This window comes from Corynebacterium liangguodongii (genome assembly GCF_003070865.1).
GTDB classification, from domain to species: Bacteria; Actinomycetota; Actinomycetes; order Mycobacteriales; family Mycobacteriaceae; genus Corynebacterium; species Corynebacterium liangguodongii.
Map to the genome: position 1 here is coordinate 386,203 of NZ_CP026948.1, position 15,200 is coordinate 401,402.

16 protein-coding genes are annotated in these 15,200 nt (G+C 68.2%); 13 read left to right on the forward strand and 3 right to left on the reverse strand.

From position 1 onward, the window contains the following. Positions 1 to 169: 169 nt before the first annotated feature. Positions 170 to 709, reverse strand: coding sequence for a DUF1707 SHOCT-like domain-containing protein (locus C3E79_RS01890; protein WP_108403384.1), 540 nt, complete (start codon positions 707 to 709; stop codon positions 170 to 172). Between the two features lie 217 nt (positions 710 to 926). Here C3E79_RS01890 and secY point away from each other — a divergent pair, with 217 nt between their 5' ends. From secY to eccB, 13 genes are all read left to right on the forward strand, one after another. Continuing rightward, the gene (secY, locus tag C3E79_RS01895; RefSeq protein WP_108403385.1) at positions 927 to 2,255 is read left to right on the forward strand and encodes a preprotein translocase subunit SecY; all 1,329 of its coding nucleotides are present in this window, start codon (positions 927 to 929) and stop codon (positions 2,253 to 2,255) included. Further along, positions 2,255 to 2,809: an adenylate kinase gene (locus C3E79_RS01900; protein WP_108403386.1), complete on the forward strand. Its 555-nt coding sequence runs from the start codon at positions 2,255 to 2,257 to the stop codon at positions 2,807 to 2,809. Before secY ends, C3E79_RS01900 begins: the two co-directional genes overlap by 1 nt. Then, complete coding sequence (gene map / locus C3E79_RS01905; protein ID WP_108403387.1) at positions 2,806 to 3,609, forward strand: type I methionyl aminopeptidase; 804 nt, start codon at positions 2,806 to 2,808, stop codon at positions 3,607 to 3,609. The genes C3E79_RS01900 and map overlap by 4 nt, the downstream gene beginning before the upstream one ends. 45 nt (positions 3,610 to 3,654) lie before the next feature. Further along, positions 3,655 to 4,416 (forward strand): L,D-transpeptidase, encoded by a 762-nt coding sequence (locus C3E79_RS01910; protein ID WP_108403388.1) that lies wholly within the window; start codon positions 3,655 to 3,657, stop codon positions 4,414 to 4,416. A gap of 201 nt (positions 4,417 to 4,617) precedes the next feature. Continuing rightward, on the forward strand, positions 4,618 to 4,836 hold the full coding sequence (gene infA, locus C3E79_RS01915) for a translation initiation factor IF-1 (protein ID WP_018017508.1): 219 nt from the start codon (positions 4,618 to 4,620) through the stop codon (positions 4,834 to 4,836). Positions 4,837 to 5,024: 188 nt separating this feature from the next. Beyond that, positions 5,025 to 5,393 carry a 30S ribosomal protein S13 gene (gene rpsM, locus C3E79_RS01920; RefSeq protein WP_108403389.1) on the forward strand — a complete coding sequence of 123 codons (369 nt, stop codon included), beginning with the start codon at positions 5,025 to 5,027 and terminating at the stop codon, positions 5,391 to 5,393. 3 nt (positions 5,394 to 5,396) lie between these two features. After that, entirely contained in the window at positions 5,397 to 5,801 is a 405-nt protein-coding gene (gene rpsK, locus C3E79_RS01925; RefSeq protein ID WP_006839472.1) for a 30S ribosomal protein S11, read from the forward strand. Between the two features lie 27 nt (positions 5,802 to 5,828). Continuing rightward, positions 5,829 to 6,434, forward strand: a complete 606-nt coding sequence (gene rpsD / locus C3E79_RS01930) for a 30S ribosomal protein S4 (RefSeq protein ID WP_108403390.1) — start codon at positions 5,829 to 5,831, stop codon at positions 6,432 to 6,434. Between the two features lie 88 nt (positions 6,435 to 6,522). Beyond that, complete coding sequence (locus C3E79_RS01935; RefSeq protein ID WP_108403391.1) at positions 6,523 to 7,536, forward strand: DNA-directed RNA polymerase subunit alpha; 1,014 nt, start codon at positions 6,523 to 6,525, stop codon at positions 7,534 to 7,536. Between the two features lie 50 nt (positions 7,537 to 7,586). Then, a complete protein-coding gene (gene rplQ / locus C3E79_RS01940; protein WP_108403392.1) occupies positions 7,587 to 8,138 on the forward strand; it encodes a 50S ribosomal protein L17 in 552 nt (183 codons plus the stop codon). A 68-nt stretch (positions 8,139 to 8,206) separates the two neighbouring features. Continuing rightward, positions 8,207 to 9,076: a tRNA pseudouridine(38-40) synthase TruA gene (gene truA / locus C3E79_RS01945; protein WP_108403393.1), complete on the forward strand. Its 870-nt coding sequence runs from the start codon at positions 8,207 to 8,209 to the stop codon at positions 9,074 to 9,076. 86 nt (positions 9,077 to 9,162) lie between these two features. Beyond that, a complete protein-coding gene (locus C3E79_RS01950) occupies positions 9,163 to 11,358 on the forward strand; it encodes a DUF6541 family protein (RefSeq protein ID WP_179948301.1) in 2,196 nt (731 codons plus the stop codon). Between the two features lie 105 nt (positions 11,359 to 11,463). Further along, positions 11,464 to 12,711: a type VII secretion protein EccB gene (gene eccB / locus C3E79_RS01955; protein WP_108403394.1), complete on the forward strand. Its 1,248-nt coding sequence runs from the start codon at positions 11,464 to 11,466 to the stop codon at positions 12,709 to 12,711. Here eccB and C3E79_RS01960 read toward each other — a convergent pair. Continuing rightward, positions 12,708 to 13,847 (reverse strand): S8 family serine peptidase, encoded by a 1,140-nt coding sequence (locus C3E79_RS01960; RefSeq protein ID WP_108403395.1) that lies wholly within the window; start codon positions 13,845 to 13,847, stop codon positions 12,708 to 12,710. The two genes, eccB and C3E79_RS01960, sit on opposite strands and share 4 nt — an antisense overlap. After that, a complete protein-coding gene (gene eccD, locus C3E79_RS01965; protein WP_108403396.1) occupies positions 13,847 to 15,166 on the reverse strand; it encodes a type VII secretion integral membrane protein EccD in 1,320 nt (439 codons plus the stop codon). The genes C3E79_RS01960 and eccD overlap by 1 nt, the downstream gene beginning before the upstream one ends. Between the last annotated feature and the right edge of the window lie 34 nt (positions 15,167 to 15,200).

Here is a 15,200-nt window from a genome sequence, read left to right on the forward strand (position 1 = left end):
CGCTAGCAGCTGCGCCGCTTGACGGGCCGCCCCCTTCGCGGGGGTGGCCCGTTTTGTTTTTGGATCGGGGCAATTGCTCTCGGAGCCACCCTCGGAGCCGCCTTCAACGCGCACGCCGCGTCGGATTCCGGTGGGGATGAGCGCGCTACCCCCGATTCGTGGCCCGCGCTTACTCGGCTGAGTGCCCGAGCTCTTTTCGACGCTCCAGGGCGACGCGCAGGCGCTGCGCGCGTTGCTTTCTCTCCGCTGCTTCCAGCTCGTCGTAGATCTTCTCGTCATCGTGGCCCACCCCGATGATGGCCCGCGTGGCCATGAACGCCGCACCGGAGAGGGGAAAGACGACCCAAAAGTACGGCCAGTGGAAGACAAATAGGCCGAGAAAGAACAGCGCCGCGGTGATAGTACCGATGATCGCATCGGCGGTGCGCGCCTTACGTCCACGGTCAAGGACCTGGTCCAATTCCGCCTCGGCGGAGCCGACGAAAGCGGACTGCTCGGCGTAGTTGAGTGTGTTCTCCCTGGCAGCCTGCGGAAGATCGGCGAAGACGGCGTCGAGCTGGCCCCGATGCGTCGCCTGCGCGAGCGCGGCGGAGCGCTCGTCGAACTCGGTGATGTCAACGTAGCCGTTGACAAAGGCGTCGGTAAGCCTGTTAAGCGCATCAGACCTTTCTGGGTTGCCAATCCGCACGTCGCGCTCGTTCTCTGTCATCGCGTGGGCCTTTCGGGGATCGAAGGAGTTGCTCGCTCCGATTATCAGGAATTACAAAGCCGACCGCAACAACAGCGGTGAAGGTCGCGCTGCTAGGCTGTTGTGGTCAAACTGTCTGGGATCTGCTCCGGGGGAGAGAAACACTCCCGGAGCCGCGCTCAGGCTGTACCTGTTCACGACCTTCCGGGGACGCTGCGCCCGGGAGCCAGGAGGCTGTGTGTCCGCTATCGTCCAGGCGTTCAAGGACGCCGATCTGCGTAAGAAGATCCTCATCACCCTTGCGCTTGTCGTGCTCTACCGGGTCGGGGCCCAGATCCCCACCCCGGGTGTTGACTATGCGCTGATCAACCAGCGCCTCGAGGACATCTCTCAAGGTGATCAAGCCACGATGTTCTCCATCATCGGCCTGTTTTCGGGCGGGGCGCTGCTGCAGCTGTCCATCTTCGCTATCGGGATCATGCCCTACATCACGGCGTCGATCATCGTCCAGCTGCTTACCGTGGTGATCCCGCGCTTCGAGGAGCTCAAGAAGGAGGGGCAGTCGGGTCAGGCGAAGATGACCCAGTACACCCGCTACCTCACTGTCGCGCTGGCCCTGCTGCAGTCCTCGGGCATCGTCGCGCTGGCGGACCGCGAGCAGCTCCTTGGCCAGGGAATGCCGGTGCTTGTGGAAGACCGCAACATCTGGACGCTGATCATGATGATCATCGTGATGACATCGGGTGCGGTCCTTATCATGTGGCTCGGCGAGATCATCACTGAAAAGGGCGTGGGCAACGGCATGTCCCTGCTCATCTTCGCCGGCATCGCCACCCAGATCCCCACCGAGGGCGTCTTCATCCTCCAGCAGTCCGGGCCCGTGACCTTCGGCTTGGTGCTCGCCGCGCTGGTTGTGCTCGTCGTGGGCATCATCTTCGTCGAGCAGGGCCAGCGGCGCATTCCGGTGCAGTACGCCAAGCGCATGGTGGGTCGCCGCCAGTACGGCGGCACCTCGACGTACCTGCCGCTGAAAGTCAACCAGGCCGGCGTGATCCCGGTGATCTTCGCGTCCTCGCTGATGTACGTTCCGGTGCTCATCACCCAGATCGTCACCATGAACAAGCCGACCCCGCCGGATAACTGGTGGATGCGCAACGTCATGGCCTGGCTGCAAAACCCGGGCTCGTGGCAATACATCCTCGTCTACTTCGGGCTCATCGTCTTCTTCTCCTACTTCTACGTCTCCATCCAGTACGACCCGGTGGAGCAGGCGGACAACATGAAGAAGTACGGCGGGTTCATCCCCGGCATCCGCCCCGGCCGCCCGACCGCGCAGTACCTGGCGTTTGTGATGAACCGTCTGCTCTTCGTAGGCGCGCTCTACCTCGCGCTCATCGCCATCCTGCCGAACCTCGCCTTCGACGCGGGCGTGAGCGGTTCCGGGCAGATGGGCATGAGCGCGTTCGGCGGCACGGCTATCCTGATTATGGTCTCCGTGGCGTTGACCACGGTGAAGCAAATCGAATCCCAACTCCTGCAATCCAACTACGAAGGACTCCTGCGATAATGCGACTCGTTCTACTCGGCCCTCCCGGCGCCGGCAAAGGCACCCAGGCTGCAATCCTCTCCGAAAAGCTCGGCGTTCCCCACATCTCCACCGGCGACCTCTTCCGCGCCAACATCGGCGAGGGCACCCCGCTGGGCGTGGAGGCGAAGGAATACATCGACGCTGGCCGGTTGGTGCCCACCGAGCTGACCGCGCGCATGGTTGAGGCCCGACTCAACGAGCCGGACGCGGCGGAGGGCTTCCTACTCGATGGTTTCCCGCGCACGGTGGAGCAGGCGTCGATCCTCGAAGACCTCCTTTCCAAGCAGGGCGTGAGCCTTGATGGGGTTCTCAACTTCCAGGTCGATGAGGACGTCGTGGTCGAGCGCATGCTCGCCCGCGGGCGCGAGGACGACAACGAGGAGACGATCCGCACCCGCCTGGGCGTCTACCGCGAGGAGACCGCCCCGTTGATCGACCACTACGGGGATGCGATCATCAACATCGACGCCGTCGGCGAGGTTGATGAGGTAAACGGCCGCGCCATGGACGCCCTGAGCGCGCTGCCGCGATGATCTTCCGCGCGCGCCGCGGCCGCATTCCCGCGAAGACCCCCGCCGAGCTCGACGCGATGGAGGCGGCGGGCCGGGTCGTCGGCGCGGCCCTCGTGGAAGTGCGCGCGGCCGCCCGCCCGGGAGTGAGCACCGCCGAGCTCGACCGCGTTGCCGAGGAAGTGATCCGCTCCCACGGGGCGCAGCCGACGTTTTTGGGCTACAACGGGTTCCCGGGATCGATTTGCGCCTCCGTCAACGACGTTGTGGTGCACGGCATTCCGAGCGAGCGCACCGTCCTGGCCGAGGGCGATCTGGTCTCCATCGACTGCGGCGCCACCCTTGACGGTTGGGTCGGGGATTCCGCGTGGTCGTTCGGGATCGGGGAGCTCGACGGGGGAGTGGATAAGCTCAACCGCGCGACCGCGTGGGTGCTCGATGAGGGGCTTCAGGCGATGGTGCCCGGCAATCGGCTTGGCGATGTCTCCTTTGCGCTCGAGGCCGCGACGCGACAGGCGGAGGAGCGCTTCGGCGTGGCGCTTGGAATCCTCGACGGATACGGCGGCCACGGCATCGGCCGGAGCATGCACGAGGATCCGTACCTGCCCAACGAGGGCAAGGCCGGGCGCGGACCGCTCATCCAGGAGGGTTCCGTGCTCGCGATCGAGCCCATGCTCATCCTCGGCGGCGAGGTCGATAGCGCGGTGCTTGACGACGACTGGACGGTCGTCACCGCCGATGGCTCGCCCGCCTCCCACTGGGAGCATACGGTTGCGGCGACCGCGTCCGGCCCGCGGATTCTCACGCCCCGGGCGGAGGATTAGGAGCGCATCTCCAGCATTGTCCAAGTAAAGAGTTATACTCATCGCATGGTCTCTTTCTCGCCTCGCCGCGTAGCCGCCGTCCTCGCCTCGGCGGGGGTTGCGTTCTCGCTCATGAATTCCCCCGCCGTGGCTGCTGCCCAGCCCGCCCCGGCGCCTGTGTCCTCGTCCGCGCAAAGCCTTGGTGCGTTTGCGCAGCAGGTCAACTCTTCGCTGACGAGCGCGACGCGCGAGAACGCGTGGAACGTCCGCCAGTCGCTCATCGCCCAGGCCGGCGCGCTCTCCGCGATCAACCCGGCGCTGCCCGAGCAGGCGCGTGTGGAGATCGACCGCGCCTTCGAGGCAATGTTCCCGGGCCTGGTCGCCGAGCACACCCCGGCGCCTGCCCCGGCTCCTGCGCCCGCCCCGGCACCCGAGCCCCCCGCCGCCCCGGCGCCCGCGCCCGCCCCGGCGTTCGACTACGGAGCCTGCCCGAAGGACGCCAAGGTCTGCGTCGATATCGCGGGGCAGCGGTCCTGGCTGCAGAACAACGGAGAGGCCTACTACGTCGCGTCGCACGTGGCAACCGGCAAGCCCGGGTTTGAGACCCCGCGCGGGACGTTCTACGTCAACCGAAAGATCAAGGACGAGATCTCCTACGAGTTCGGCAACGCGCCGATGCCGTTTGCGACATACTTCACCTACAACGGCATCGCCTTCCACGAGGGCGACCCGGCGTACCTCTCCCACGGCTGTGTGCGCATGCACCGCCAGGACGCCGAGCGTTACTTCGCCGACCTGCAGATCGGCGACAAGGTCGTCGTCTACTAGCCCGGCTGCGGGTAAGCCCCGCCTCCTCGCCGTTCGCGAGGCGGCGGGGTTTGTCTTTGTGCAGGTCGGGCGCTAAGATTGACAACCGGTGTGTCACGCCTTCGGAAAACCCGCAGGCGAGCGCGCCGTGTAGCAATCCGAAAAGGTGAAAAGTACCTGGGCCGCACTCTCGTGGCGCAGTGCTTGTAGGAAGTGGAGTGTATGGCAAAAGAAGGCGCAATTGAAGTCGAGGGCCGCATCGTCGAGCCCTTGAAGAACGCGATGTTCCGTGTCGAGCTTGACAACGGTCACGAGGTTCTGGCCCACATCAGTGGCAAGATGCGCCAGCACTACATCCGCATCCTCCCGGAGGACCGAGTCATCGTGGAGCTCTCGCCCTACGACCTCGACCGCGGGCGGATCACCTACCGCTACAAGTAGCACGACCTCAAAGAAGCCTCCTTACCCAAGCGTGCCCGCTTGCAGCGGGTGCGTCGCCTACCTTCGGCCACGGTGGCCGGAGCCGCGCGTAACCACGGCCCATCATCCGGCGAGGACCGGGTAGGGCGCCGCGTGGCGCGGACGGGTGGGGAGAAAACCACCGTACCAACCTGAAAGGCACGTCCCATATGGCACGTCTAGCTGGCGTCGATCTGCCGCGCAACAAGCGCATGGAGATCGCACTGACCTACATCTACGGAATCGGGCCGACCCGTTCCAAGGAGCTGCTTGAGAAGACCGGCATCTCTCCTGACCTGCGTACCGACAACCTGAGTGACGATCAGCTCGCCGCCCTGCGCGACGCCATCGAGTCCTCCTACACCGTGGAGGGCGATCTGCGCCGCGAGGTCCAGGCTGACATCCGCCGCAAGATTGAAATCGGTTCCTACCAGGGCCTGCGTCACCGCCGTGGTCTGCCCGTGCGCGGCCAGCGCACGAAGACCAACGCGCGCACTCGCAAGGGCCCGAAGAAGACCATCGCAGGAAAGAAGAAGTAACATATGCCTCCCAAGACTCGCTCCGGCGCGCGCCGCACTGGCCGCCGCGTCGTCAAGAAGAACGTGGCCGCAGGCCACGCATACATCAAGTCCACCTTCAACAACACCATCGTCTCCATTACGGACCCGAACGGTGCCGTGATCTCCTGGGCGTCCTCCGGCCACGTCGGCTTCAAGGGATCGCGCAAGTCCACCCCGTTCGCCGCGCAGATGGCCGCCGAGAACGCCGCCCGCAAGGCGATGGAGCACGGCATGAAGAAGGTTGACGTCTTTGTCAAGGGTCCCGGCTCCGGCCGCGAGACCGCCATCCGTTCGCTCCAGGCCGCCGGCCTGGAGGTGTCCTCGATCTCCGACGTGACGCCCCAGCCGTTTAACGGCTGCCGTCCGCCGAAGCGTCGTCGCGTTTAAGGCAGAAAGGAAAGAGGTAACAACACCATGGCTCGTTATACCGGCCCTGCTACCCGCAAGTCCCGTCGCCTCCGCGTCGACCTCGTCGGCGGTGACATGTCCTTCGAGCGCCGCCCCTACCCCCCGGGGCAGGCTGGCCGCGCCCGCATCAAGGAATCTGAGTACCTCCTCCAGCTGCAGGAGAAGCAGAAGGCCCGCTTCACCTACGGCGTGATGGAAAAGCAGTTCCGCCGCTACTACGAGGAGGCCAACCGCCTGCCTGGTAAGACCGGTGACAACCTGCTCGTCCTGCTCGAGTCCCGCCTGGACAACGTCGTCTACCGTGCCGGCCTGGCACGGACGCGTCGTCAAGCACGCCAGCTCGTCTCCCACGGCCACTTCACGGTCAACGGGAAGCGCACCGACGTGCCGTCCTACCGCGTCTCCCGGTACGACATCATCGATGTCCGCGAGAAGTCCCGCGCGATGCTGTGGTTCGAGGAGGCCCAGGACAACCTGGTCGACTCCGTCGTGCCGGCCTGGCTGCAGGTCGTTCCGGAGACCCTGCGCATCCTCGTGCACCAGCTGCCCGAGCGCGCCCAGATCGACGTTCCGCTGCAGGAGCAGCTCATCGTCGAGCTCTACTCGAAGTAGTCTTTCACCAGACTGCATCGCGCACTACCTTCCGTTTTTATCCGTTCCTACCGGCATCAAATAGTGGTTGCCGACAAAGGAGAAGTCCATGCTCATCTCACAGCGCCCTCAGCTGACCGAGGAGTACATCGACACCAACCGCTCGAAGTTCGTCATTGAACCGCTCGAGCCCGGTTTCGGCTACACCCTCGGAAACTCCCTGCGCCGCACGCTGCTCTCGTCCATCCCGGGCGCGGCCGTGACCTCGATCAAGATCGATGGTGTGCTCCACGAGTTCACCACGATCAACGGCGTGAAGGAAAACGTCTCCGAGATCATCCTCAACGTCAAAAACATCGTGCTCTCCTCCGACTCCGATGAGCCGGTCGTGATGTACCTGTCCAAGACGGGTCAGGGCGAGGTCACCGCGGGCGATATCGAGACCCCGGCGGACGTGGTCATCCACAACCCGGACCTCCACATCGCCTCGCTCAACGAGAGCGCTCGCCTGGAGATGGAGCTCGTCGTCGAGCGCGGCCGCGGCTACGTTCCGGCCGTGCCCAACTCGGGCGGGGAGGTCGGCCGCATCCCGGTCGACCAGATCTACTCCCCGGTCACCCGCGTGGCCTACAAGGTCGAGGCGACCCGTGTTGAGCAGCGCACCGACTTTGACAAGCTCATCATCGACGTGGAGACGAAGAACTCGATGACGGCGCGCGACGCGCTCGCCTCCGCCGGCTCGACGCTCGTCGAGCTCTTCGGCCTGGCACGCGAGCTCAACACCTCGGCAGAAGGCATCGAGATCGGCCCGTCCCCGCAGGAGACGGAGTTCATCGCCGCCTACAACATGCCGATTGAGGACCTGAACTTCTCCGTGCGCTCCTACAACTGTCTCAAGCGCCAGGAGATCCACTCCGTCGGTGAGCTCGCCGAGTACACCGAGACGGACCTGCTGGATATCCGCAACTTCGGGCAGAAGTCCATCAACGAGGTCAAGATCAAGCTCGCCTCGCTGGGCCTGACGCTGAAGGACGCACCGGAAGACTTCGACCCGACCCAGATCGAAGGCTACGACGCCGAGACGGGCGACTACATCGACGTCAGCGCGGAAGAGACCGAGTAACACGTAGAAGAGCACGCGCTCTCAACTAACCGCACACGAGGAGTACGAAAATGCCGACCCCTAAGAAGGGTGCCCGTCTCGGAGGCTCCGCCGCCAACCAGAAGCAGATCGTTTCTAACCTGGCGATGTCCCTCTTCGAGCACGGCGCCATCAAGACCACCGAGGCCAAGGCCAAGGTTCTGCGCCCCTACGCCGAGAAGCTGATCACCAAGGCGAAGAAGGGCACGCTGGCGGACCGCCGCGCCGTGGCCGCCGAGCTGCCGAACAAGGAGATCGTTGCGCACCTGTTCAACGACCTCGCGCCGCAGTTTGCCGGCCGCGACGGCGGCTACACCCGCTCCATCAAGATTGGCAACCGCTCCGGCGACAACGCGCCCATGACCCACATCTCCCTCGTCCTCGAGGAGACCGTGTCGTCCGAGGCGTCCCGCGCCGCCCGCGCCGCAGCCTCCAAGCAGGCTGAGGCTGAGTCTGTGGAGTCTGTGGAGTCCGCCGAGAAGGTCGAGGAGGCCCCCGCGGTCGAGGCCGAGGAGACCTCGGCAGCGACCGAAGCCGCTGAGACGGACGAGACTGCAGAGGGCACCGAGGCCGACGAGAAGTAGGCCCCGCCCACACGAAGGCCCCGCACCGCACACGCGGCCGCGGGGCCTTTTGCTACCCTCGAATCACCATGCACCCCGCCCAGACCGACAAGACGATACGACTGCGCCTCGACATCGCCTACGACGGCACGGATTTCCACGGCTGGGCGCGGCAGGCCGACCAGGCGGACGGCACGCCCACGCGCACGGTCCAGGCGACGCTCGAGGATGCGCTGACGACGGTGCTGCGCACCCCCTCAGAGCTCACCGTCGCCGGGCGCACCGACGCCGGCGTTCACGCCTCCGGGCAGGTCGCCCACCTCGACGTCCCGGCGGCCGCTCTCGAGCAGCGCTCCATCGACGGAGACCCCGCCCGCCTGGTGAGGCGCCTTGCCAAGCTCTTGCCCGCCGACGTGCGGGTACGCGCGGTGCGCGAGGTCTCTCCGCTTTTCGACGCCCGCTTCTCCGCCCTCACCCGCTCCTACGTCTACCGGGTGACCACGCACCCCGCCGGGCCCCTGCCCACCCGCGCGCGGGACACCGCCGTGTGGGGCAAGCCGGTGGACATCGAGCGGGCGCAGGCCGCCGCCGACCTCGTCGCGGGCCTGCACGACTTCGCGGCGTTTTGCAAGGCCAAGCCGCATGCGACGACGGTGCGGGAGGTGGTGTCGATGCGGTGGGTGGAGGCGTCGACACGCGAAGAGCCCAAGGTGTACGAGGCGCACGTCGAAGCCGACGCGTTTTGCTGGAACATGGTGCGCGCGCTCGTGGCCACCTGCCTGAAGGTGGGGGAGGGCGCGCGCGAGGCCGAGTGGGTCTCCGAGCTCCTCGGGCAGCGCCGCCGCAACCCCCAGGTCGGGCTCGCCCCGGCCCACGGCCTCACCCTCGTGCGGGTGGCCTACCCGCCGCCGGAGGACTACGGGCGGCGCGCGCAGGCGACCAGGGCGCGGCGCGAATAGGCGCGCCGATGGGCGAGGCCGCGCGCCCAGGCAATACAATCGGCTGACGGTGTTGGTATTGGACAATCGGTGAAATCGGAGCGGCAATGACGGTAACCGGCGCGCTGGCAATCGCGCTTGCCATGTTCGTCCTCCCCGGATTCATCCTCTCCTGGGTGGCCGGGGCGAAGGCGCCGGTTGCGCTCGCCAGCGCGCTGCCGGTGACCTTCGGGGTGGTCGGCTTCAGCGCCTGGTTCTGGGGCCTGACCTCGGCGCGTTTTAACCTGCTGACCTTTACTATCAGCTACCTCATTGCGCTCGCCCTCGCGGCGGTCTGGCGCTGGGCAACCGATTACAGGCGGCACCCGGCGGGCACGCCCCTCAGGCAGCGCCTGCTCAGGGAGGGCTGGCGGGCAGGCAGCATCCTCGACCCGGCCTGGATCCTCCCGGCCGTGGGTGCAGTGACCGGCTCGGTGCTGTTCATCGGCGATAGGTTGGGGTGGCTGGCGCGCACGCCGCACGGGCTCGGCAACATCGTCCAGGGCTGGGACGTGCAGTGGCACGCCAACGTCGTGCGCTTCATCCTCGACGAGGGGATCGCCTCGCCGACGCGGATGGGAGAGCTGCAAAACGTGGAGACATACGCGCAGCTTCTCTATCCCACCGGCTACCATTCGGCGATCGCGATGTTCGCACAGGCCGCCGGGCTAGAGCCGATCCCGGCGCTCAACGTCGCCTCTGCAATTCTGCCGGGGCTCGCGCTGCCGGTCGGGATGGCCTGCCTCGTCTTTGCGATGACGCAGTCACGCGGGCTTACCACCCAGATCGCCGCTGCGCTTTCCGCGATTGCAATCTACGCCGCTCCGACGGTGATGTGGGTGCCCGAATACGTCGGCATGTGGCCCTACCTCTTTGCGCTCTGCCTCAGCGGCATCGTCATCTGGCAGTTCTGTTCGCTTCCCGCGCGCCCCGAAACCGCGCTGCCGGCGGTGATCGGCTTCATCGGGATCCTCGAGGTCCACCCCTCCGCGGGCACGGTCGTCGCGCTGGCGGTGTTCCTCTACTGGGCAACCCGCCTTATCTTCGTTCCAGTGAGGACCCGGTTGCAGGACTTCGCGCTGATCGCGGGCCCGGCGCTTATCGGCGGGCTGGCGCTTCTGCCGCAGATCCTCCAGGGCTCTGCGCAGGCCGAAGAGGTTGCCGAGTGGGTCGCGCACCCCGACGACGCCACCGATACCCCGTGGATGGACGTGCTGATGATGCACACCCGCCACGCCGAGCAGTTCTTCCCCGACTTCAATGCCACCGCGCTGCTCTGGCTCGCTGCAGGCGGGGCGGTAGCGCTCATCGCGTGGCGACGCCTCATCTGGCCCCTGCTCTTCTTCGGCATCTCGGCCGCCGCCGCCGTCAACGTCTTGGAGCCGGTGGGCGGGCCTTTCGGCGCCGTCCTCGACGCGATCGGCAGCTTCCACTACAACACCGCCCACCGTCTCGTCATGCCGGTGAGCATGCTCACCGTGGCCGGTGCGGCGATCGGGGTGGCCGCGGCGCTGCGGCTCGTTGCCGCCGCGCCGCTGGCGGTGCGCAGCGGATCGGCGCGGTGGCAGAAGGCGTCGATAAGCGCCTCGCTCGTGCTCGCGATCGCCGCGGGCGCGGCCACCACGTGGTGGGTTGTCAACACCGCCCGCGAACCGGCGCGCGCGGCCTACGTAGGCTCGCGGGCGGATACGCGGATGGTCAACGACGACGACCGCATGGCCTTCGACTGGCTGGCCACGCAGCCCGCGGCCTGGGAGGGGCTCACGCTCGGCGAGCCCGACGACGGCTACTCCTGGCTCTACGCCTACAACGGCGTGCCGACGGCCGCGCGGCACTACCTCTACCCGGTCGGCGGCCGCGGCTCCGAGCACGACCTGCTCTACTGGCACACCGACTTCCTCGGCCAGGGCCTGCGTGGCGACGCCTCAGCCGACAACCCCGTCGACCGCGCCGCGCGCGACCTGAACGTGAAGTTCATCCTGGTCAGCCCGGAGAACTTCTGGTTCCACGTCGTGCCGCGCTACGAGATGCTCAAGGCACTCCTGCCCGGCGGAGCGGCCACTCCCGTCTACCAGCGCGGCGGGACTGTGATCTACGCCGTCGACGAGGCATTTACGCGCGCCGAGATCAACGACATGCGCCGCGACGCAGTCAAACATGGCTCCGAGGAGCTGCCTCGGTTGAAGCAGATGTCGTCGGCGCCGGCGTCGGTGGGCGATCTGGCGGGCGGCGGGTCTGCCGCTTGGTATGGGGTTTCGTACTAGGCGGCGGGCTCGGTAGCGCACAGCACCGACCTTCGGTAGCGTGTCACACGAACCGGCCGGCGCGGGGGTGCGCTGGCCGCTGATGCACACGTTTTGGGGGAAAACATGGCTCAACAGCGCCGCCTGCTGCCGACGACACGCCCGCAGGTCTCCGGCCACAGGTTCATGCGCCGCCGCGTTGAGCACGGCCTGGTCTTCGGCGATATCCGTATGATCCACGACCCGCTGGCCACGCGCCAGCGCGCCACGATCTTCGGGCTCATCGCCGTGGCCCTCGTCTGCGCGATGATGGCGCTGTTCGCGTGGCTACGCCCCAACGCCGACCCCGGCGACGCCCCAATCCTGCGCGCGTCCACGGGCGAGCTCTACGTGCGTGTCGACGATACCGTCCACCCCGTGGCCAACCTCACCTCCGCCCGGCTTATCGTCGGTGCCCCGGAGGAGCCCCGTCGCATTGGTGATGAGCACCTGCTGGAACTACCGCGTGGGGTGCCGGTCGGCATCGGCACCGCGCCGGCCGCGTTCGCGCCGAAGGATGCGGAGGATGTGGTGTGGTCGGCGTGCATGCAGGGAGATCGGGTGCGGGTCATCGCCGGGGAGCCGATGAAGCCCCTCGACCGAGGCCGCGCCGTGCTCGCCGAGGCAGACGGCAAGGAGTGGATGGTCACCGCCGACGGGCGGATTATGGTGCCCGATGCCTCGGGCGAGTCGGGTCGGGTGATCCGCCGCGGGCTGGGGATAGACGCAAAGACGCCGCGCTGGCGGCCCGCGCCGGAGATGCTCGACGTCGCCGCCGAGCTGCCGCCGCTGGAGATCCCGAGCCCGCTTCCCGGCATCCTCTCCGCCGACGGGAAGCATTGGGCGCGCACCGATGGGGGAATCCAGCCGATCACCCCCGCGCAGGCGGACGTCTTGGCCGCCGCGGGAGCGCAGCGAGACGAGGCGAGCGCCGCCGAGCTCGCCGCGCTCCCGGATGCGGCCCCGCCGGCGGAGATCCGCCTTCCCGATCTCGCCCCGGAGTGGGTGGACCCGGCAAGGGAGACTCCCTGCCTGGGCGAAAACCGCGGCGCCGCGACGAGCGTGGAGACGCCAGGCGGGGAGGTCCACCCCATCGCGCTTTCGGGCGAGGCGGTCGCCGACGAGTTCGCTGGCCTCGCTGAGGGCGCCGTGGCGGTGGAGACGGCGCACGGCTTCCACGTCGTCTCGGGGCAGGGAATGCGCCACCTCGCCGAGCAAGAGGTGTTGGAGCAGGTAGGCGCGGTGCACACCGAGCGGGTGCCGTGGGAGATTATCGCGCTGCTGCCCGCGGGCGAGGACCTGACCCGCGCCGCGGCCCTCCGAGCAACGTACTAGCGTCGTCCGCGGAGCAGCGCGCGGGCGGCGAGGAGGAACGCGCCGAGCCCGCTGAGCACCCAGGCGAGCAGCTGCCACCGCGCGGCGGCGGACGAGGTGGCCTCGGCGGTAGGGGTGATCGCGATCCGCTCCCGCTGCGCCGGGGGCCCGGGGAGGAGCTGGGTGGCCACGGCGTAGGGCTCGATGGCTCCCCCGGCTGGCTCCGCCGCTGCGGCGACGATCTCGCGCACCTGCGCGGGGCTCAACGAGGGCTGCCTCTCTAGGAGCAGGGCGATAGAGCCTGAGAGCACCGGGGCGGCGAAGCTCGTCCCCTCGAAGGGGATGACCTCCCCGCGCCCGCCCAGGGTGCCGGCGGCCCACCCGGCACCGGGCGCGGGGGAGGCCTCGACACGCCCGGGCGCGGACAGTGCGAGCGCGCCCTGCGGTGCCGCAACGGAGTACTCGGCGAGCTGGTGCGCATCCTCGCGCGCACCGACGGCGAGGACCGTCGGTGAGTGGGCAGGGATGACGGTGGAGCCCTGTGCGCATTCGGAGGTGACGTTTCCCGCAGCGGCGACGACGATGGCGCCGCCGGCCTCCGCGCGGGCTAGCGCGGCGTCGAGAGGGGAGGCGTCGAGGCGTGCGGCGGAGGCCGGGTCGAGGCAGGAGACGACGGAGATGTTGATCACGCGGGCGCCGATGTCGAGGGCGTTGTTGATGGCCTCGGCAAGCGTGGCGACGCTGCCGGCCCCGCCGTCGTTCCCACCGGCGTCTCTGTAGTGCGCCGAGGTTTGGCGCACCGAGATGATCTCTGCGGCTGGGGCGATCCCGGCGGAGTTGCCGGCGATCACGCCGGCGACGACCGTGCCGTGGAGGTCGCAGTCGAACAGTGGGTCAGGCGCCTGCGGGGAGACGAGGTCGGCCCCGGGGAGAACCTGGTCGAGCTCCGGGGAGGGGGCGACGCCTGTGTCGATGACGGCCACCCGCACGCCCGCCCCGGTTGCGAGCTGGCGCAGCGGGGCCACCCACGGCTGCGCGGCGGGGGCGGTGCTTTCGGCGGGGGCCGCGCACGGGTAGTCCTGCGCCTGGGCGGCGGCCGGGCACGGAGCCCACGCCGTTACCGCAGCGGCGGCCAGCGCGGTGGAAGCGGCGCGCATCACAGCCCCCTGATTATGTTGAACACGCCCGCCAGCTGGAAGGCTAGGGGGATCACCGCGATGATCGCGGCGGTCTCCGCCCGCTCGACCCACACCAGTGTCGTCGGTTCGAGGTCGGGTGCTCGGGCCGCCCACAGCGTCGCGGTGAGCACCACCGTGGCCACGCAGAAGGCCAGCGCGAGCCACGCGGGGTGGACGGCGCCTGCGTGAGCCACGGCCAGTGCGGAGGAAAGCAGCGCGGTGAGCGAGGTCACCGCCAGGCACGCCCTCGGCACCGTTGCGTGGTGGCGAAACGCGTGAACGACCAGGGCGGCCGCGAAGCAGATGCACAGCGCGTAGGCCCACCCGCCGCCGGAGATGCCGATGAGGAGCAGCGCGGGGGAGCAGCACGCGCACACCGCGGCGGCGATCCCGGCGGAGATACCCCGCGCGCTTACCCCGCGGGAATCGATATCCAGCTGGTAGTCGTCCGCCACCGCGAAGTTCTCCCCCGCGGTGGGCACGCGAGGAATGGCGATACCTGCGGCGCGGGTGGCCACCCCCGGGCTCGCCATCACCGCCGCCAGACCGGCGAGCGCGGTGCCTGCGGGCGGGGCGGTAGGCGAGCCGAGCCAGGCAAAACCGGCCCCGAGGCCGATGAGGCAGGCAGAGGTGGCGAAGAAGGCGGTTACGGGGGCGTCGAAAAGCTTGGTTGCCCCGCCGCAGACCGCGCCGAAGCCAACCACGGCGGCCGCGGCGAGCGCCCCCAGCGCAGGATCGGCGCTGCCCGTCCACTCCTCGCGCGGGCCAGCCACCCACGCTCCCGCGGCCGCCGCGAGGACCAGCACCGCCGCGGCGCACAGCGCGCGCGAGCGCGCCACGGAACCGACCGCCACGCAGCCGGCGGCGGCCGAGACGAGCGCCGGGTAGAAGCCCGCAATCGCGTCGACGAGTACGAACACCATCGCCGCGCCGACCAAGGAGGCCGCGGCGCCCAGCCCCGGAACAGGGCCGAGGCGCCCGGCCGCGGCAGCCAGGGCTTCCGCGGCGTCGCGCACGATCGGAGGGGCGAGCGGCTCGCGGGGGCGCAGCACGACGACCTGGCCGTCGTGGATCCGCAGCTGGTAGAGCGGGCGGGCCGAGTCGAGCACGGCGCCAGAGACGGTCGTGGCCTCCCACGGTCGCGTCACCTCAGGCATGTCTACCAGTCGGGCGAGCTCCGGGAGTATCTCGTTGAAGCTTGACGACGTCGGTAGCGTCACATCGACGTCGCGGTGGAACGACGCAACGTCGATACGCACGGTGAGGCGCACCACGTGGTGCGCGGACGTGGAAACCATCTCGCCTACCCCCCAAGGTGACAAACCGCGCGCG